Origin of the sequence: Streptomyces sp. NPDC088745, assembly GCF_044751045.1 — a bacterium.
Classification (GTDB): Bacteria; Actinomycetota; Actinomycetes; order Streptomycetales; family Streptomycetaceae; genus Streptomyces; species Streptomyces cremeus.
The window spans coordinates 60741-81109 of record NZ_JBIVLB010000010.1 but is presented as its reverse complement, the minus strand read 5'-3'; the positions used below and the strand labels follow the sequence as shown (position 1 = coordinate 81109).

The window sequence follows — 20369 nt, the reverse complement described above, 5'->3', positions numbered from 1 at the left end:
GACCTCACCGGGACCCGGCCCGCCTCCGCGGCGCAGCCGGCGGCCGGGGACGGGAACGGCCTGCGGCAGCGGCTCAGCGTCCTCCCCGCGGCCGGACGCGCCAAGTTCGTGCTGGACTTCCTGCGCGCCCAGGTGGCCGCCGTGCTCGGCCACGCCGACGCCGCGGCCGTCGACGCCGACCAGGCGTTCAGCGACCTCGGCTTCGACTCGCTGACCATCGTCGAACTGCGCAACACCCTCGCCGCGACCACCGGCCTGCGGTTGCCCGCCACCCTCGTCTACGACCACCCCACCCCGCAGGACCTCGCCGCGCACCTGCTCACCGAGCTGCTGGGCGACGCGGAGCCGCAGGACCGGACCCCGGCCGCGCCCGGCGCAGCGCACGCCACCGACCAGGACCCGATCGTCATCGTCGGCATGGGCTGCCGGTTCCCGGGCGGCGTCACCTCGCCCGAGGACCTGTGGCGGCTCCTCGCGAACGGCGAGGACGCCATCTCCGCCTTCCCCGCCGACCGCGGCTGGGACCTCGACGCCCTCGGCCGGGGCGGCTCCGCCACCCTGGAAGGCGGCTTCCTCGACGGCGTCGGCCGGTTCGACGCCCGTTTCTTCGGCATCTCGCCGCGCGAGGCCCTCGCCATGGACCCGCAGCAGCGCCTGCTCCTGGAGACCTCCTGGGAAGCGCTGGAGCGGGCGGGCATCGCCCCCGACTCGCTGCGCACCAGCGCCACCGGCGTCTTCATCGGCACCAATGGCCAGGACTACACCACCGTCCTGCGCCGCGGCACCGCCGACGTCCAGGGCCACGTCGCCACCGGCAACACGGCCAGCGTGATGTCCGGCCGCCTCTCCTACACCCTGGGCCTGGAGGGCCCGGCCGTCACCGTCGACACCGCCTGCTCCTCCTCGCTGGTCGCCCTCCACCTCGGCGTCCGCGCGCTGCGCGGCGGCGAATGCTCCCTGGTCCTGGCCGGCGGGGTGTCGGTGATGTCGAGCCCCGACTCGTTCGTCGAGTTCTCCGCGCAGGGCGGCCTCGCCCCCGACGGCCGCTGCAAGGCCTTCGCGGACAGCGCCGACGGCACCTCCTGGTCGGAGGGGGCGGGCGTCCTCGTACTGGAACGCCTCTCCGACGCCCGCCGCCACGGGCACACCGTCCTCGCCGTGCTGCGCGGCGCCGCCGTCAACCAGGACGGTGCCAGCAACGGACTGACCGCACCCAGCGGGCGCGCCCAGCAGCGCGTCATCCGCCAGGCCCTCGCCGACGCGGGCCTCGCCCCCGCCGAGGTCGACGCCGTCGAGGCACACGGCACCGGCACCCCGCTCGGCGACCCGATCGAGGCCGGCGCGCTGATCGCCGCGTACGGCAAGGACCGCGAACGGCCGCTGCTCCTGGGCGCCGTCAAGTCCAACCTCGGCCACACCCAGGCCGCCGCGGGCATGGCGGGCGTCATCAAGATGGTCATGGCCATGCGCCACGGGGTGCTGCCGCGCACCCTGCACGTGGACACCCCGTCCACCCACGTGGAGTGGGCCGACGAAGCCGTCGCCCTGGTCCGCGAGGAGCAGGACTGGCCCGCCACTGGCCGCCCCCGCCGTTCGGGCGTCTCCGCGTTCGGCGTCAGCGGCACCAACGCGCACGTGATCGTCGAGCAGGCGCCGCCCGTTCCCGAACCGGACCCGGCCCCGCTCGTCCCTTCGGTCGCACCGTGGGTGGTCTCCGGCAAGTCCCCGGCCGCACTCGACGCGCAGCTCGCACAACTCGCACAGCTCGCCGGGCCGGGAGCGGAGCCGGTGACGGACGTCGGCTTCTCGCTCGCCGCCGGACGCCCCCACCTCGCCCACCGGGCCGTGCTCGTGGCCGGTGCGGAGGTCGCCAGGGGAACGGCCGCCGAACGCTCCCTCGCGGTGCTCTTCTCCGGCCAGGGCTCGCAGCGGCCCGGCATGGGCCGCGAACTGCACGCGCGCTTCCCGGTGTTCGCCGAGGCGTTCGACGCCGCGTGCGCCGGCCTCGACCGGGAACTGGACCGCCCGCTGCGCGAGGTCCTCTGGGGTGCCGACGCGGCCCTCACCGACCGTACGCAGTACGCCCAGGCCGGGCTGTTCGCGGTCGAGGTCGCCCTGTACCGGCTGGCCGAATCGCTGGGCGTGCGGCCCGACTTCGTCGCCGGACACTCGATCGGCGAGGTGACGGCCGCGCACGTCGCGGGCGTCCTCACCCTCGCCGACGCGTGCACCCTGGTGGCCGCGCGCGGCAGGCTGATGGAAGCCCTGCCCGACGGCGGCGCCATGGCGGCGCTCCAGGCGACGGAGGAGGAGGTCCAGCCGCTGCTGGGGGAGTCCGTCTCCCTGGCGGCCGTGAACGGACCGGCATCCGCGGTCGTCTCCGGGACGGCCGACGCGGTGGAGGCCGTACGCGCCGCGTTCGCGGCGAGGGGCCGCAGGACGACCCGGCTGCGGGTCTCGCACGCCTTCCACTCCCCGCTGATGGAACCGATGCTCGACGCCTTCCGGCAGGTCGTCTCCCGGCTGTCCTTCACCCCGCCGCTCCTGCCGCTCGTCTCGAACGTGACGGGCGGGCCCGCGACCGCGGAGCAACTGTGCGACCCGGAGTACTGGGTGCGGCACGTCCGCGAGACCGTACGGTTCGCCGACGGCGTCCGCGCCCTCGGCGGGGCGGGCGCGAACGCCTTCCTCGAACTGGGCCCGGACGGCGTCCTGAGCGCCCTCGCCGAGCAGAGCCTCGCGGACGGCGGCCACGTGTGCACGCCGACCCTGCGCGGGGACCGCCCCGAGGAGGCCGCGTTCGTCACCGGCCTCGCGCGGCTGCACGTCAGCGGCGTCCGGGTCGACTGGACCCGGCTGTACGAGGGAACCGGCGCCCGGCGCACCGACCTGCCCACCTACCCCTTCCAGCGGGAGCTGTACTGGCCCGAGCCGGCCCCTCGCCCCGTGCCGGAACGTGCCGGGCGGAACCAGAACGAGTACGACGCCGACTTCTGGGCGGCGGTGGAACGCGGCGACCTGCCCGAACTCTCCGCCACCCTGGGCCTGGCCGAGGACGAGGCGGCGCTGACGGCGCTCGTGCCGGCGCTGTCCGCCTGGCGCCGGGGCCTGGACGAGGGCACGGTGGTGGACGGCTGGCGCTACCGGACGGCCTGGAAGCCGCTCGGCACGGCCCCGGCCGACGCCCTCGACGGCACCTGGCTGGCACTCGTACCGGAGAACTGCCCGGACGACGCGTGGACGGACGGGATCGTGGACGCCCTCGGCCCCGACGCGGTACGCGTCGCGGTCGACCCGGCCGACGGCGAGCGCCTCGCGGCGCTGCTGGCGGGGCTCGACCTGCGGTTCGACGGCGTGCTGTCCCTGCTGTCCCCGTCCTCGCCCCTGCCCGGCGACCTGTTTGCCGCCCTCGCCGAGGCCGGAGTCGGGGCACCCCTGTGGTGGGTCACCCGGGGAGCGGTGGCCGTGGGCCGCGCCGACGCGCCCGCCGACCCGGTGCAGGCCGCCGGGTGGGGCCTCGGCCGGGTCCTCGCCCTCGAACACCCGGGCCGCTGGGGCGGGTTGATTGACGTCGCGGAGGTCGTGGACGCACGCGCGGCCGCCCGGCTGCGTGCCCTGCTCGCCGCCGGTTCCGGTGGTGAGGACCAACTGGCCCTGCGTCCGTCCGGCGTCTACGCCCGCCGTCTCGTACGGACGGTCCCCGACCCGGCGGCGGAGGTCTGGACGCCGTCCGGCACCGTGCTGGTCATCGGGGAGGCCGACGGGTTCGGCGGGCACACCGCCCGCTGGCTGGCCCGCGCGGGTGCGGCCCGCGTGCTGCTCGTCGGCGCCTGCGCATCCGGCCCGGCCGACGTCCTCGCGGCCGAACTCGCCGCCGAACTGGCCGAGTCCGGCACCGTGCTCACCTGCACCGCCCTCGTCCCCGACGACCGGACCGCGCTCGCCGCGGCCCTGTCCGCGATCCCGTCAGGCCAACCGCTCACCGCGGTGGTCCACACCGGGTACGGGACCGGGGCGAACGGCCCCGAGCAGGTGCGCACCGCGGTGGAGGCCCTGGAGGACGCCCTCGAAGACGCGCTCGGCGAAAGGGAGTTGGACGCCTTCGTCCTGTTCTCCTCGATCGCGGGCGTGTGGGGCGTGCGCGGCCAGGAGCAGGGAGCCGCGGCGAGTGCCTGGCTCGACGCCTTCGCCGAGCGCCGCCGCGCCGAGGGCCGCACCGCACTCGCCGTGGCCTGGGGAGCCTGGGCCGGCCTGACCGGCGGCTCCCTCGACCGGCACCTGCGGCTCAGCGGACTGCCCACGATGGACCCCGAACGGGCCCTGGCCGCCATGCGGCGGGCCATCGGGGACGGAACGGCGTCCGTGACCGTCGCGGACGTCGAGTGGGAACGCTTCGCGCCCGCGTTCGGGCAGGCCCGCCCGAGCAGTCTGTTCACCGAACTCCCCGAGGCACGCGCCGCGTTGGCGTCCGACGAAGGAGGGCCGTCCGCGACCGCCGCCGACCCGGCGCCGGGTACCGGCGCCGCCGCCGTGCTGCGCACCGAACTCCTGGCCAGGCCGGAGGGGGCCGAGCGCGACGAAGTGCTGCTGGCCCTCGTGCGCCGGGAGGTGGCCGCCGTGCTCGGCTACCAGGACGCCGAGGCCATCCCCGTGGACCAGGCGTTCAAGGACCTCGGCTTCGACTCGCTCACCGCCGTGGACCTGCGCAACCAGCTGGGCCGGGCCACCGGTCTGACCCTGCCCGCCACCCTCGCCTTCGACCACCCGACCCCGGCGGCGCTCGCCGCGCGACTGCGAGCCGAGCTGCTGGAGGAGGCGGAGGACGCCGCCCCTGCGGGCGCCCCCGCCGGGACGGCCGCAGACATTGCCGGCACCGGCGACGACCCGATCGTCGTCGTCGGCATGAGCTGCCGCTACCCCGGCGGCGTGCAGTCTCCCGAGGACCTGTGGGAGCTGCTGCGCGCCGAGGTCGACGCCATCGGCGACTTCCCCGCCGACCGGGGCTGGGACCTGGAACGGCTCGCCCACGGCGACGACGAGGGCCGCGGCCGCAGCGTCACCCAGAACGGCGGTTTCCTCTACGACGTCGCCGACTTCGACGCCGCCTTCTTCGGCATCTCGCCGCGCGAGGCGGTCATCGTCGACCCGCAGCAGCGCGTCGTCCTGGAGACGGCCTGGGAGGCACTGGAGCGTACCGGCGTGGACCCGCACACCCTGCGCGGCGGCGACACCGGCGTCTTCTTCGGCGGCGGCAGCGGCGACTACCGGCCCGCCATCGGGCAGGTCGGCCACGTCGAGACCGCCCAGTCCGCCAGCCTGCTGTCCGGCCGGCTGTCCTACACCCTCGGCCTGGAAGGGCCCTCGGTGACCGTGGACACCGCCTGCTCCTCCTCGCTGGTCGCCCTGCACCTGGCCGCGCAGGCCCTGCGGGCGGGGGAGTGCTCCATGGCGCTGGCGGGCGGCGTGACGGTCATGTCCAGCCCCGTCGGGTTCGTCGAGTTCGGCGAGATGGGCGCCCTGTCACCGGACGGCCGCTGCCGGGCCTTCGCGGACTCCGCGAACGGCACCGGCTGGTCGGAGGGCGTCGGCGTGCTCGTCGTGGAACGCCTCTCCGACGCCCGCCGGAACGGCCACGAGGTCCTCGCCGTGCTCCGCGGCTCCGCCGTCAACCAGGACGGCGCCAGCAACGGCCTCACCGCCCCCAACGGCCCGTCCCAGCGCCGCGTCATCCGGCGCGCGCTGGCCAACGCCCGGCTGACCGCCGCCGAGGTGGACGCCGTCGAGGCGCACGGCACCGGCACCAAGCTGGGCGACCCGATCGAGGCACAGGCCCTGCTGGCCACGTACGGACGCGACCGGGACGCGGCACAGCCCCTGCTCCTGGGCGCGGTCAAGTCCAACATCGGGCACACGCAGGCAGCCGCGGGCGTCGCCGGAGTGATCAAGATGATCATGGCGATGCGGCACGGCGTCCTGCCGAAGACCCTCCACCTGGACACGCCCTCCTCGCACGTCGACTGGACGGCCGGCGCGGTCGACCTCCTCACGGAGGCGACCGTGTGGCCGCACACCGGCCGCCCGCGCCGCGCGGGCGTCTCCTCCTTCGGCGCCAGCGGCACCAACGCCCACGTCATCCTGGAACAGGCAACGGACCCCATGCAGGACGAACCCCTCGCCGCGACCCGGCGACTGCCGGAACCGGCCACCACCGGCACGGCATCCGCGCCCGCCGTCACCGGCACGGCATCCGCGCCCGCCGTCACCGGCACGGCATCCGCGTCCGCCGTCACCGGCACGGCATCCGCTCCCGCCGCCGCCGGGGCGGCACCCGCGGACACCCGCGTGCCGGTGTCCGCCACCACCGGCACGGCACCTGCGGACAGTTCCGCACCCGCCGCCGGCACGGCTCCGGCGCCCGGGGCCGCCGACACGGCGCCCGCGCGTATCCCCGTGCCGGTGTCCGCCACCACCCCCGACGCCCTGCGGGCCCAGGCCGCCCGCCTGCACGCCCACGTCGCGGAGCGGCCCGCGCTCGCGGTCGCCGACCTCGGATACTCGCTGGCGACCACCCGGTCCTCCTTCGACCACCGGGCCACCGTCCTGGCCGGCGGCCGGGACGAACTCCTGGCCGGGCTCCAGGCGCTCGCCGAGGGCCGTACCGGGCCGCGCGTACTGCGCGGCGAGGCCACCGCCCGCAGCCGGAAGACCGCGTTCCTGTTCTCCGGCCAGGGGGCCCAGCGTCCCGGCGCCGGACGCGAACTGCACGCCGCGCAGCCCGTGTTCGCCCGCGCCCTGGACGAGGTGACCGCCCGCTTCGATCTGGAACTCGACCGGCCGCTGCGCGACATCCTGTTCGCGGACGAAGGCACCCCCGAGGCCGCCCTGCTCGACCGCACCGACTACACCCAGCCCGCCCTGTTCGCGATCGAGGTGGCCCTCTACCGGCTCGTCGAATCCTGGGGCCTGCGCCCCGACTTCGTCGCCGGGCACTCCATCGGCGAGATCGCCGCCGCCCACGTGGCGGGAGTGTTCTCCCTGGACGACGCCTGCGCCCTGGTGGCGGCACGCGCCCGGCTGATGGCCGCACTTCCCGGCGGCGGGGCGATGGCGGCCCTCCAGGCGACCGAGGACGAAGTGCGCGAACGCATCGCCGGGGTTTCCGCGGGGGCCGGGGGCGAAGCGGTGTCGGTGGCCGCGGTGAACGGCTCCCGGGCCGTCGTCGTCGCAGGTGACGAGGGCGCCGTGGACCGGATCGCACGGTCCTTCGCCGACGCCGGCCGCAAAACTAGGCGTTTGCGGGTCAGCCATGCATTTCACTCCGTGCACATGGACGCCATGCTCGACGACTTCGCACGGGTGGCCCGGGGCATCGCCTACACCGCCCCGAGCCTGCCTCTGGTGTCCAACGTGACCGGGGCGCCGGCCGACGCCGAGCTGGTGTGCACCCCCGACTACTGGGTGCGGCACGTGCGCGAGACCGTCAGGTTCGGCGACGGGCTGCGTGCCCTCGCCGACCGCGGCGTCACCCGCTTCCTCGAACTCGGCCCGGACGCCACCCTGTCGGCCCTGGCCCAGGACGCCGAAGACCCGGGACGAGCCGCCGCGGTGACCGCCGTACCGGTCCTGCGCAAGGGGCGCGGCGAGCAGGACACCCTGCTGTCCGCCGTCGCCCGGCTGCACGTCGAGGGCTGCGCTCCGCACTGGCCGTCCGTCTTCGCGGGCTCCGGAGCCCGCCGGGTGCCGCTGCCGACATACGCGTTCCAGCGCGAGCGGTACTGGGCCCACCGGAGCCCGGCCCCGGCCGCGGAGGCGGCCGCCACCTCCGTCGGAGCCGTCGGAACGGACGACGCCTTCTGGTCCGCCGTACGCTCCGAGACCTTCGACTCGCTCGCCGGAACCCTCGACGTCGACAGCGACGCGCTGTCCAAGGTGCTGCCCGCTCTCGACGAATGGCGTCGCCGCCGCACCGAGGAGACCGTCGTCGACGGCTGGCGCCAGCACATCACCTGGCAGCCGCTCCCGACCACCGTGAACCGCACCGCGGCCCCCGCGGGCACCGCGAACCGGGCCGCTGCGCCCGCAGGCAGCGGCAGCCGTACGGCCACGCCCCCGCTCGCCGGGACCTGGCTCGCCGTCCTGCCCGCCCCCCGCGCCGCCGACCCCTGGACCGAAGCGCTCCTGGACCGCCTCGGCCCGGACACCGTCCGTTTCGAGATCGACCCGGAAACCGACGCCGACCGGGAACGGATGGCCAAGCGCCTCAGCGAACCGGCCGCCAGGGGGCGCGAGTTCGCGGGCGTCGTCTCGCTCCTCGGCTTCGAGGGGACCGGCCTTGCCCTCGACGGGACCGGCGGGGCCCCGCCGGGCGTGGCGCTGACCGCCACCCTGCTTCAGGCCCTCGGCGACGCCGGGCTGACCGCACCCCTGTGGTGCGTCACCCGGGGCGCGGTCGCCGTGGTCCCCGGAGAGCCCGTACCGGGGCTCGCCCAGGCCGCCGTCTGGGGCCTGGGCCGGGTCGCCGCCCTGGAGTACCCGCAGCGCTGGGGCGGCCTGATCGACCTGCCGGCCGCTGTTGCCGGTGACACCGCCGACGCCGCCGACGCCGCCGCCCTGGACCGGCTGGCCGCGTTCCTCGCCGCACCGGACGGGGAGGACCAGGTCGCGATCAGGTCCGGCACGCTCCACGGCCGCAGGCTGAGCCCGCTGCCCGCCACCCGTACGACCGCGACCCCGGCACCCACCCGGGACACGACGGCCGCGGGCCCGGCCGGGCGCTCGGCCGCCCCGGCCCCCACCCGCACCTGGGACCCCGAGGGCACCGTCCTGATCACCGGCGGCACCGGCGCCCTCGGCGCGCACGTCGCCCGCCGCCTCACCGACGCCGGAGCCCGCCACCTGGTCCTGCTCAGCCGCAGCGGCCCGAACGCGCCCGGCGCCACCGCCCTGCACGCCGAACTGACCGAAGCGGGCGCCGAGGTCACCCTCGTCGCCTGCGACGCCGCCGACCGCGAGGCGCTGACCGGCGTCCTCGCGGCCATCCCCGACCGGGCGCCGCTGACCGCCGTGATCCATGCCGCGGGCGTGCTCGACGACGCGGTCATCGACCGCCTCACCCCGGACCGGTTCGCGGGCGTCTTCCGCGCCAAGGCCACTTCTGCGCTGCTCCTCGACGAACTCACCCGGGACCTGGACCTGGCGGTGTTCGCCCTCTTCGCCTCGGCGTCGGCGTCCGTCGGCAACCCCGGCCAGGGCAACTACGCGGCGGCCAACGCCGTGCTCGACGCCCTCGCCGAACAGCGCCGTTCCCGCGGCCTCGCCGCCACCTCCCTCGCCTGGGGCGCCTGGGGCGGTGCGGGCATGGCGGTCGGCGACCGGGCGGCCGGGGCCGCCCAGCGGGCCGGCATCCGGCCCCTGGACCCGGACCTGGCGGTCACGGCGCTGCGCCGCGCGGTGATGGAGCCCGAGCCGCTCACCGTCATCTCCGACGTCGATCCCGCCCGGTTCGTCCGCGCCTTCACGGCCGTACGGCCGAGCAGGCTGCTCGCGGGCTTCACCGTGCCGCAGGCACCGGACGCGCCGGCCGCGGCGGAGGTCCCGCGGCAGCGCGCCGAACTGGCCGCGCTCTCCGGGGCCAGGCGCGGGCCCGCCGTGCTCCAGCTCGTACGCACGCTGGCCGCCGAGGTCCTCGGGCTGGGCGGAACCGCGGCGGTCGGCGCGGAGAAGGCGTTCCGCGACCTCGGGTTCGACTCCCTGGGCGCCGTGGAACTCCGCAACCAGCTCACCGCCGCCACCGGCCTCGAACTGTCCGCCACCCTCGTCTTCGACCACCCCACCCCCGCCGAACTCGCCGAGCACATCGCCCGGCGGCTGGACCCGGCGGCCGACGAGGACGCGGCCGGGCCCCAGGACGTCGACCAGGCACGCCTCCAGGCCCTGCTGGCGTCGGTCTCCGTCGCCCAGCTGCGCCGCATCGGCGTACTGGAACCGCTGCTCGAGCTCGCCGCCGAGACCGCCCGGGACGAAGACCACCCCGGCGGCGGTGCGGGCGAGGAAGCCGCCTACGCCGACTCCATCGACGCGATGGACGTGGACGCACTGGTCCAGGCGGCCCTCGGCACGACCGCACCCCACCCGGATTCCGCCCCCACGACCCACCCCACGTCCCACCCCGCGTCCGGCCCCACGGCCGGACCGGCCCAGCACGCCGAACCGCAGGACTGACGGAGCAGACGGAGCAGAACATGGCCACGCCCACGCCCCACGACAAGGTCGTCGAAGCGCTCCGGTCCTCGATGAAGGAGACCGAGCGGCTGCGGCGCCAGAACCAGAACCTGGTCGCCGCCGCCACCGAGCCCATCGCCGTCGTGGCGATGAGCTGCCGCTACCCGGGCGGAGTCCACTCGCCCGAGGACCTGTGGGACCTGGTCGCCTCCGGCACCGACGCGATGTCGGACTTCCCGGCCGACCGGGGCTGGGACCTCGACGCCCTGCGCGGCGCCGGAGTCGACGCGCGCGGCCACTCCGTGAGCCGGGGCGGCGGGTTCCTCGACGACGTGGCCGGCTTCGACGCCGACTTCTTCGGCATCTCACCCCGCGAAGCCACTTCCATGGACCCCCAGCAGCGGTTGCTGCTGGAGACCTCGTGGGAGGCGTTCGAGCGGGCCGGGATCGACCCGTCCCGGCTGCGCGGCAGCCGTACCGGCGTCTTCATGGGCACCAACGGCCAGGACTACGCCTATCTGCTCGTCCGCTCCCTGGACGACGCCACCGGCGACATCGGCACCGGCATCGCCGCCAGCGCCGTCTCAGGGCGGCTCGCCTACCAACTGGGCCTGGAAGGGCCCGCCGTGACCGTGGACACGGCGTGCTCCTCCTCCCTGGTCGCCCTGCACTGGGCGGTCCAGTCCCTGCGGGCCGGCGAATGCTCCCTCGCCCTGGCCGGCGGCGTGAACATCATGTCCACACCCGGCTCCCTCATGGAGTTCAGCCGACAGGGCGGGCTCGCGGGCGACGGCCGTTGCAAGGCGTTCGCGGACGCCGCCGACGGCACCGGCTGGTCGGAGGGCGTGGGCGTACTGGCCCTGGAACGCCTCTCGGACGCGGTACGCAACGGGCGCCGCGTCCTCGGCGTCGTACGGGGCTCCGCCGTCAACCAGGACGGGGCCAGCAACGGCTTCACCGCGCCGAACGGTCCTTCCCAGCAGCGGGTGATCCGGCAGGCGTTGGCGGCTGCCGGGTTGTCGGCGGCGGATGTGGACGTGGTGGAGGGGCACGGTACGGGTACGCCGTTGGGTGATCCGATCGAGGCGCAGGCGTTGTTGGCCACGTACGGGCGGGAGCGTGGGCCGGAGGGCGTGCCGTTGTGGCTGGGGTCGGTGAAGTCGAACATCGGGCACACGCAGGCCGCCGCGGGTGTGGCCGGTGTGATCAAGATGGTGATGGCGATGCGGGCGGGTGTGCTGCCGCGCACCCTGCACGTCGACGCGCCCTCGCGTCACGTCGACTGGACGACGGACGGCGTGCGGCTGCTCACCGAGGCCACGGAGTGGCCGGCCGGTGAACGGCCGCGACGGGCAGGCGTGTCCTCGTTCGGCATCAGCGGGACGAACGCCCACGTCGTGCTGGAGGAAGGCCCGGCACAGCAGCCGCCCGCCGAGCCGTCCGCCGCGCCCTCGACCGCGCCGGCAGCCACGCCGTGGCCGGTCTCGGGGAAGTCCGCTGCCGCGCTGGACGCGCAGGTGGAGCGGTTCTCGGCGGTGACGGGGTCCGCGCTCGACGTGGGCTTCTCGCTGGCGGCTTCACGGGCGGACTTCGCGCACCGCACGGTACTGGTGGACGGCGTCGAGAGCGCGCGGGGAGAGGCCGAAGAGCGTTCGCTCGCGCTGCTCTTCTCCGGACAGGGTTCGCAACGTCTCGGCATGGGGCGCGAGTTGTATGCGCGTTTCCCGGTGTTCGCGGCGGCTTTCGACGCGGTGTGCGCGCAGTGGGACGTGCCGGTGCGGGAGGTGGTCTGGGGCGAGGACGCCGACGCGCTGAACCGGACGCAGTTCGCGCAGGCGGCCCTCTTCGCCGTGGAAGTGGCGCTGTTCCGGCTGGTCGAGTCGCTGGGTGTGCGGCCGGACTTCGTGACCGGGCACTCGGTGGGCGAGATCGCCGCCGCGCACGCGGCGGGGGTGCTGTCGCTGGCCGACGCCTGCGCGATGGTGGCCGCCCGCGGTCGCCTGATGGAGGCGCTCCCGGAGGGCGGCGCGATGCTCGCCGTTGAGGCCTCGGAGAGCGAAGTCCTGCCGCTCCTGGACGATTTCGTGTCGTTGGCGGCGGTCAACGGTCCGTCGGCCGTGGTCGTCTCGGGCGCGGAGGCCGGTGTGGAGGCGGTACGCGCCCACTTCGAGGGGGCGGGCCGGCGGACCACCGGGCTGCGTGTTTCGCACGCGTTCCATTCGCCGTTGATGGATCCGATGCTGGAGGAGTTCCGTGCGGTGGTGTCGGGGCTGTCGTTCTCGGCTCCGGAGATCCCGATGGCCGTGGATGGTGCGCTGGTGTGCGATCCGGAGTACTGGGTGCGGCACGTCCGGGAGACCGTGCGGTTCGCCGACGGTGTCGGCGCTCTGGTCGCGCAAGGTGTGGATGCTTTCCTGGAGTTGGGTCCGGACGGGACGTTGTGCGCGCTGGCGCGGTTGACGGTGGACGCGGTGGATGCCGGGGAGGTCGTGGCTGTTCCGGCGTTGCGCAAGGGCCGGGGTGAGGAGGGCGCGCTGGTCGACGGGCTGGCGAAGCTGTACTGCGCGGGTGTGGGGGTGGACTGGGCGCGCTGGTACGACGGGACGGACGCGCGGGTCGTGGACCTGCCCACGTACGCCTTCCAGCACGTACGCCACTGGCCCGCGCTCACTCCTGACACGGGAGATGTGACGGCGGCTGGTCTGATCGCCGAGGCACATCCCCTGCTCGGGGCGGCGCTGCCGCTCGCCCAGTCGGAGGGCGTGGTCTTCACCAGCCGTCTCTCGGCGCAGGCCCAGCCCTGGCTGGCCGGGCGGACGACACCCAGCACGACCCTGCTGGAACTGGCCCTCCGCGTCGGTGATCACGTCGGCTGCGACCAGGTCCAGAGCCTGGTGCACACCCTGCCCCTGACGGTGCCCGTGGACGGCAGCGTCGTGGCGCAGGTGCGAGTGGGGGAGCCCGACGCGTCCGGAGCCCGAACGGTCGCCTTCTTCTCCCGGGTGGACGGGCTTCGGGTGGACGGGCCGCCGGGCGACAGGCTGGACAACACGGTCTGGACCGAGCACGCGACCGGTGTACTCGTCCCCGCCGCCGACCGGCCACCGGTGGGCGTCACCGGGGACGAGGTGGAGTGCGTGCTGTCGGGTGAGGTGGCGCGGGAGGCGGATCGGTTTGGTCTGCATCCGGCGTTGCTGGCGGAGGTGGTGCGGGAGGTCGTGGGGGAGCGGGAGTGGGTGCCTGTTTCCTGGCGTGGTGTGACGCTGCACGCGGCGGGTGCGTCGGTGGTGCGGGCGCGGATCGGTCGTACGGCGGAGGACTGTGTGTCCCTGCTGCTGGTGGATGCCGCAGGTGAACCGGTGCTGTCGGTGGCCGAGTTGGTGCTCGGCACTCCGGTGGAGCCGGTGCTGCCGGCGGGAGCACCGGACAGCGACGGGTTGTTGCGTGTGCAGTGGGTGCCGGCGGACGTGTCGGGGGCGGTCGGGTCTGCTGGGGCTGTTGAGTCACTTGGTGCGGCCGGGCTCGATGACTCGTCGTTGGCGGTGTTCCCGGTCGAGGGCGGGGATTCACCCGAGGCGGTGCACGCGGCGTGTGGTCGCGTGCTGGCCGAGGTGCAGGAGTGGCTGACGAAGGAGCGGCCCGAGCACGCCCGCCTGGCCGTTGTGGTGCGGGGCGACCTCGCCGGTGCCGCTGTCACCGGTCTGGTGCGGGCTGCGGAGTCGGAGAATCCGGGCCGGTTCCTGCTGGTGGAGGCGGAAGGCGAGTGGCCGGCTCCGGCGGTGCTGGCGGCAGGCGAACCGCATGTGCGGGTCTGCGACGGAGTCGTGTACGTGCCCCGGCTGGCCGCACTGGGAGCGGACGCGCCCTCGCTGGAGCCCTTGGCTGGCTCGCACCCGTCTCCATGGGGGTCTGGGACGGTGTTGGTGACGGGTGGGACGGGTGGTCTGGGGCGTGAGGTGGCCCGGTATCTGGTGGCGGTGCATGGGGTGCGGAGTTTGTTGCTGGTGTCGCGTCGGGGGCTGGATGCTCCGGGTGCGGTGGAGTTGCGGGAGGAGTTGAGTGCTGGGGGTGCTGCTGTTTCGGTGGTGGCGTGTGATGTGGCGGACCGGGGGGCTCTTGCCGGGGTGTTGGCGGGGGTGGGGTTGTCGGCGGTGGTGCATACCGCTGGTGTGCTGGATGACGGTGTGGTGACGTCGCTGACGGCCGGGCGGGTGTCGGGGGTGTTGCGTCCGAAGGTGGATGCGGCGTGGCATCTGCACGAGCTGACGCGGGAGATGGATCTTTCGGCGTTCGTGTTGTTCTCGTCGGTCTCGGGTGTGATGGGTTCGGCGGGGCAGGGCAGTTACGCGGCGGGGAACGTGTTCCTGGACGCGTTGGCGGTACGGCGTCGTGCGGAGGGTCTGCCCGGGCAGTCCCTGGCGTGGGGGGCGTGGGCGCCGACCGGTGGTATGACCGCGACGCTCTCGGAGGCGGACCGCCAGCGGATCGCCGCTTCGGGTGTTCCTCCGCTCTCCGTCGAGCAGGGTCTGTCGCTCCTCGACGCCGCGACGGCCACCGACGCCGCCCACCTCGTCCCCCTCGGCCGCCTCGGAGGCGACCGCCGTCCGGGAGCCGACGTACCCCCGCTGTTCCGGGGGCTCTTCAAGGGCGCCCGCCGGACGGCCGTGTCGGCGACCGCCGGCGCTCTCGGGATGCGGCTCGGCGTCCTCACCGAGGAGGAACGTGCCCGGCAGGTGCTGGAGCTCGTACGGACCGAAGCCGCCGGAGTGCTCGGACACGGGTCGTCCGCGTCGGTCGGGGCCGACCGCGAGTTCAAGGACCTGGGCATCGACTCGCTGACCGCCCTTGAACTGCGCAACCAGCTGAACCGGGCCACCGGCCTGCGGCTGCCGGCCACCCTCGTCTTCGACTACCCCACCCCCACCGCCCTCGCCGGTCACCTCCTCGCCGAACTCCTCGACGAGCAGCAGGCCGTGGACACCGACGTACGGCGGACGCCCGTCGACGACGAGCCGATCGCCATCGTCGGCATGGCGTGCCGGATGCCGGGCGGCGTGGACACCCCCGAGGCCCTGTTCGAGATGCTCCTCGAAGGCCGGGAGGGGATGACGGACTTCCCTACCGACCGGGGCTGGGACCTCGCCGCGCTCTTCGGCGGGTCCGGGCCCGCGAACCGGGGAGCCAGCGCGACCCGCAGGGGCGGATTCCTCTCCGGGCTGAGCGAGTTCGACGCCGGGTTCTTCGGGATCTCGCCACGTGAGGCCCTCGCCATGGACCCGCAGCAGCGGCTGTTGCTGGAAACCTCCTGGGAGGCGTTCGAGCGCGCGGGCATCGACCCGTCCCGACTGCGCGGGAGCCGAACCGGCGTCTTCGTGGGCACCACGGGACAGGACTACGCGTCGCTCGTCATGAACTCGCGCGAGGACGTGGAGGGCCACGCCAGTACGGGTCTCGCGAACAGCGTGGTCTCGGGGCGGGTGTCGTACACCTTCGGGCTGGAGGGTCCGGCCGTGACCGTGGACACCGCCTGCTCGTCCTCCCTGGTGGCCATGCACCTGGCCGCCCAGTCGCTGCGCAGCGGCGAGTCCTCGCTCGCGCTGGCCGGTGGTGTGACCGTCCTGTCCACGCCAGTGAGCTTCCTCGGCTTCAGCCGGCAGGGCGGCCTCGCGGGGGACGGCCGTTGCAAGGCGTTCGCGGACGCCGCCGACGGGACAGGCTGGTCGGAGGGCGTGGGCGTGCTGGTCCTGGAACGGCTCTCGGACGCCCGTCGCAACGGGCACGAGGTGCTGGCCGTCGTGCGCGGTTCGGCGGTGAACCAGGACGGTGCGTCGAACGGTCTGACCGCGCCGAACGGTCCTTCCCAGCAGCGTGTGATCCGGCAGGCGTTGGCGGCTGCCGGGTTGTCGGCGGCGGATGTGGACGTGGTGGAGGGGCATGGTACGGGTACGCCGTTGGGTGATCCGATCGAGGCGCAGGCGTTGCTGGCCACGTACGGGCGGGAGCGCGGGCCGGAGGGCGTGCCGTTGTGGCTGGGGTCGGTGAAGTCGAACATCGGGCACACGCAGGCCGCCGCGGGTGTGGCCGGTGTGATCAAGATGGTGATGGCGATGCGGGCGGGTGTGCTGCCGCGCACCCTCCACGTCGACGCGCCCTCCAGCCACGTCGACTGGACGACGGGACACATCAACCTCCTCACACAGAACACGTGTTGGCCCGAGGTGGACCGCCCCTGGCGGGCCGGTGTCTCTTCCTTCGGGCTCAGCGGCACCAACGCACACGTCGTCCTCGAACAGGCTTGTGAAGCGCCCGCCGGACCGGGCGGACTGTCCGTAGCGCCGACCGAACCGCCCGGTGCGGAGATCGTCGCGCCGCAGGTGGTGTCGGCCAGGTCGCAGGCCGCACTGGACGCTCAGCTGGAACGGCTCTCCGGGGTGGCGGAGTCCGCGCTCGACGTGGGCTTCTCGCTGGCGGCCTCGCGGGCGGCCTTCGTGCACCGCGCGGTGCTCGTGGACGGGATGGAGAGTGCGCGCGGTGTGGCCCGTGAACGGCCCCTCGCGGTCCTGTTCACCGGCCAGGGCTCGCAACGTCTCGGCATGGGGCGCGAGTTGTATGCGCGTTTCCCGGTGTTCGCGGCGGCTTTCGACGCGGTGTGCGCGCAGTGGGACGTGCCGGTGCGGGAGGTGGTCTGGGGCGAGGACGCCGACGCGCTGAACCGGACCGCCTCCACGCAGACCGGCCTCTTCGCCCTGGAGGTGGCGCTGTTCCGGCTGGTCGAGTCGCTGGGTGTGCGGCCGGACTTCGTGACCGGGCACTCGGTGGGTGAGATCGCCGCCGCGCACGTGGCGGGGGTGCTGTCGCTGGCCGACGCATGTGCGCTGGTGGCCGCCCGCGGTCGCCTGATGGAGGCGCTGCCGGAGGGCGGCGCGATGCTCGCCGTACAGGCGACGGAAGAGCAGGTGCAGCCGCTGCTCGACGAGCACGTGACCCTCGCCGCCGTCAACGGCCCCGCCTCGCTGGTCGTCTCCGGTGCGGAACAAGCCGTCGAGAAGATCGACGCGCACTTCCGGGGGCTGGGGCTCAAGACGTCCCGTCTGCGTGTTTCGCACGCGTTCCATTCGCCGTTGATGGATCCGATGCTGGAGGAGTTCCGTGCGGTGGTGTCGGGGCTGTCGTTCTCGGCTCCGGAGATCCCGATGGCCGTGGACGGCACGCTGGTGTGCGATCCGGAGTACTGGGTGCGGCACGTCCGGGAGACCGTACGGTTCGCCGACGACGTACGCGCACTGCGCGCCGCCGGAGCAACGGCTTTCGCCGAGCTCGGCCCGGACGGAGTACTGACCGCCCTCACCCGGGAGATCCTGGACGCCGAGGACCCGGCGGACGTCGTGTGCGCGCCGGTGCTGCGCAAGGACCGGAGCGAGGAGAGCACGCTCGTCGACGGTCTGGCACGGCTCCACTGTGCGGGCGTGGACGTCGACTGGGCGCGACTGTACGACGGTACGGGCGCCCGCCGGGTGGCCCTGCCGACGTACGCCTTCCAGCGCGAGCGGTACTGGCCCGTGCCGGCCACCCGCACGGGCGACGTCGCGGGCGCGGGCCTCGCCCCGACCGGGCACGCCCTCCTGGGCGCGGCCGTCACCCCGGCCGACTCCGGCGGGAGCATGCTGCTCACCGGCAGGCTGACCCTCGCCGCGCTGCCCTGGCTCGCGGACGACTTCGGCGACGGGCCCGTGGCCTTCCCGAGCGAGGGCCTGCTGGAGATGGTCCTGTGCGCCGGCGAACAGGCCGAGTGCGAGCACATCGGTGAGCTCGCCCTTACCGACCAGTCCCTCGTCCTCCCCAGGACCGGTGCCGTGGTCGTCCAGGTGACGGTCGGCGCTCCGGACGAAAACGGCACCCGTACGGTCGGCTGCTATTCGCGTCCCGAGGAACTGTCCGACGGACCGTGGGCCTGCCACGCCACCGGACGGCTGACCCCGCAGCGCACTGTCCTGACCCTGTCCGGCGACGCGCCCACGGACGCGCCCGCGATCGAGGCGTCCCTGCCCGGCCGCAGCGAGGACGCGGGGCTCTACGGTCTGCATCCGGCGTTGCTGGCCGAGGTGGTGCGGGGGATCGTGGGAGAACGGGAGTTGGTGCCTGTCGCCTGGCGTGGTGTGACGCTGCATGCGGCGGGTGCGTCGGTGGTACGGGCCCGGATCCTGCCGAATGCCCAGGGCCTGCTCTCGGCCGAGCTGGTGGACGCTGCGGGTGAGCTGGTGCTGACGGTGGCGGAGTTGGTGCTGGGGGCTCCGGCGGTGCCGGTGGAGCCGACGGGGGCGCCGGGCCGGGACGGGCTGTTGTGTCTGGAGTGGGTGCCGGCGGATGTGTCCGGGGCTTCCGGGGCTTCCGGGGCTGCTGGGTCGAATGGTGCGACTGGGGTTGCTGGTTCGTCGTTGACGGTGTTTCCGGTGGAGGGTGGGGATTCGCCGGAGGCGGTGCATGCGGTGTGTGCGCGTGTGCTGGCTGTGGTGCAGGAGTGGCTGGGCGGGTCCGGTGGTTCGTCTTCCGGGGGTTCGCGGTTGGCTTTTGTGACGCGGGGTGCTGTGTCGGGGGCTGATCTGGCGGGTGCTGCGGTGTGGGGGTTGGTGCGGGCTGCGGAGTCGGAGAATCCGGGCCGGTTCCTGCTGGTGGATGTGGAGGGTGGCGGGGAGCTGCCGGTGGGGGAGGTGCTTGCGGCGGGTGAGTCGCAGGTGCTGGTGCGTGACGGTGTGGTGCATGTGGGCCGGCTGGCGCGGCTGGGTTCTTCGCTGGGTGTGGTGGAGGCCCCGTGGGGGTCTGGGACGGTGTTGGTGACGGGTGGGACGGGTGGTCTGGGGCGTGAGGTGGCCCGGTATCTGGTGGCGGTGCATGGGGTGCGGAGTTTGCTGTTGGTGTCGCGTCGGGGGCTGGATGCTCCGGGTGCGGTGGAGTTGCGGGAGGAGTTGAGTGCTGGGGGTGCTGCTGTTTCGGTGGTGGCGTGTGATGTGGCGGACCGGGGGGCTCTTGCCGGGGTGTTGGCGGGGGTGGGGTTGTCGGCGGTGGTGCATACCGCTGGTGTGCTGGACGACGGTGTGGTGACGTCGCTGACGGCCGGGCGGGTGTCGGGGGTGTTGCGTCCGAAGGTGGATGCGGCGTGGCATCTGCACGAGCTGACGCGGGAGATGGATCTTTCGGCGTTCGTGTTGTTCTCGTCGGTCTCGGGTGTGATGGGTTCGGCGGGGCAGGGCAGTTACGCGGCGGGGAACGTGTTCCTGGACGCGCTGGCGGTACGGCGTCGTGCGGAGGGTCTGCCCGGGCAGTCCCTGGCGTGGGGGGCGTGGGCGCCGACCGGTGGTATGACCGCGACGCTCTCGGAGGCGGACCGCCAGCGGATCGCCGCATCCGGTGTTCCCCCGCTCTCCGTCGAGCAGGGCTTGTCGCTCCTCGACGCCGCGACGGCCACCGACGCCGCCCACCTCGTCCCCCTCGGCCGGATGTCCGGCACGGGCGCGCCCCGGATGCGCGGAGAGGTGCCCCCACTGCTGCGCGGACTCGTCAAGAGTGCCAAACGGCAGGCGTCCGCCGGAGGCCCCGCGGCAGGGACGCAGGACGTGCTCACCGCCCGGCTCCGGGAACTGCGTGAGGCCGACCGGCTGCGACACGTACGGGAACTCGTACAGGCGGAGGCGGCGGCCGTCCTCAGGCACGGGTCGGCACAGGCCGTCGACGCCGAAAGGGAGTTCAAGGACCTCGGGGTCGACTCCCTCACCGCGCTGGAGCTGCGCAACGGGCTCACCTCCCTCACCGGTCTGCGGCTGCCCGCCACCCTCGTCTTCGACTACCCGACCCCGGCGGTCCTTGCCGAACACCTGCTGGCCACCCTGCTCAAGGACCAGCCGGCGGGACAGGACGCACAGTCCGCGCTCCTGACCGAACTCGACCGGATGGACGCCGCGCTGAGCGCCGCCGAACCCGACGCACACACTCGCGCGGCGGTCTCCCAGCGGCTGCGCCACCTCCTGGAGAAGTGGCGCGCCGCTGACGAGGACACCGAGTCCACCGAGGTCGCGGAACGGATCGAATCCGCCTCGGCCGACGAAGTCCTCGCATTCATCGACAACGAGCTCGGCCGCCTGAGCGACCGCTGA

At 74.2% G+C, this 20369-nt stretch carries 2 protein-coding genes (1 of these 2 only partly in view); both read left to right on the top strand.

Features of this window, described 5'->3' with window-relative positions:
• Positions 1-10221: the 3' portion of a type I polyketide synthase gene (locus tag ACIP93_RS24680; RefSeq protein WP_401761759.1), read on the top strand. Its footprint begins 18846 nt before the window's first position; only the last 10221 of its 29067 coding nucleotides appear in the window; the start codon falls outside the window, past its left edge; its stop codon occupies positions 10219-10221.
• The gene (locus ACIP93_RS24675) at positions 10218-20369 is read left to right on the top strand and encodes an SDR family NAD(P)-dependent oxidoreductase (protein ID WP_401762039.1); all 10152 of its coding nucleotides are present in this window, start codon (positions 10218-10220) and stop codon (positions 20367-20369) included. The genes ACIP93_RS24680 and ACIP93_RS24675 overlap by 4 nt, the downstream gene beginning before the upstream one ends.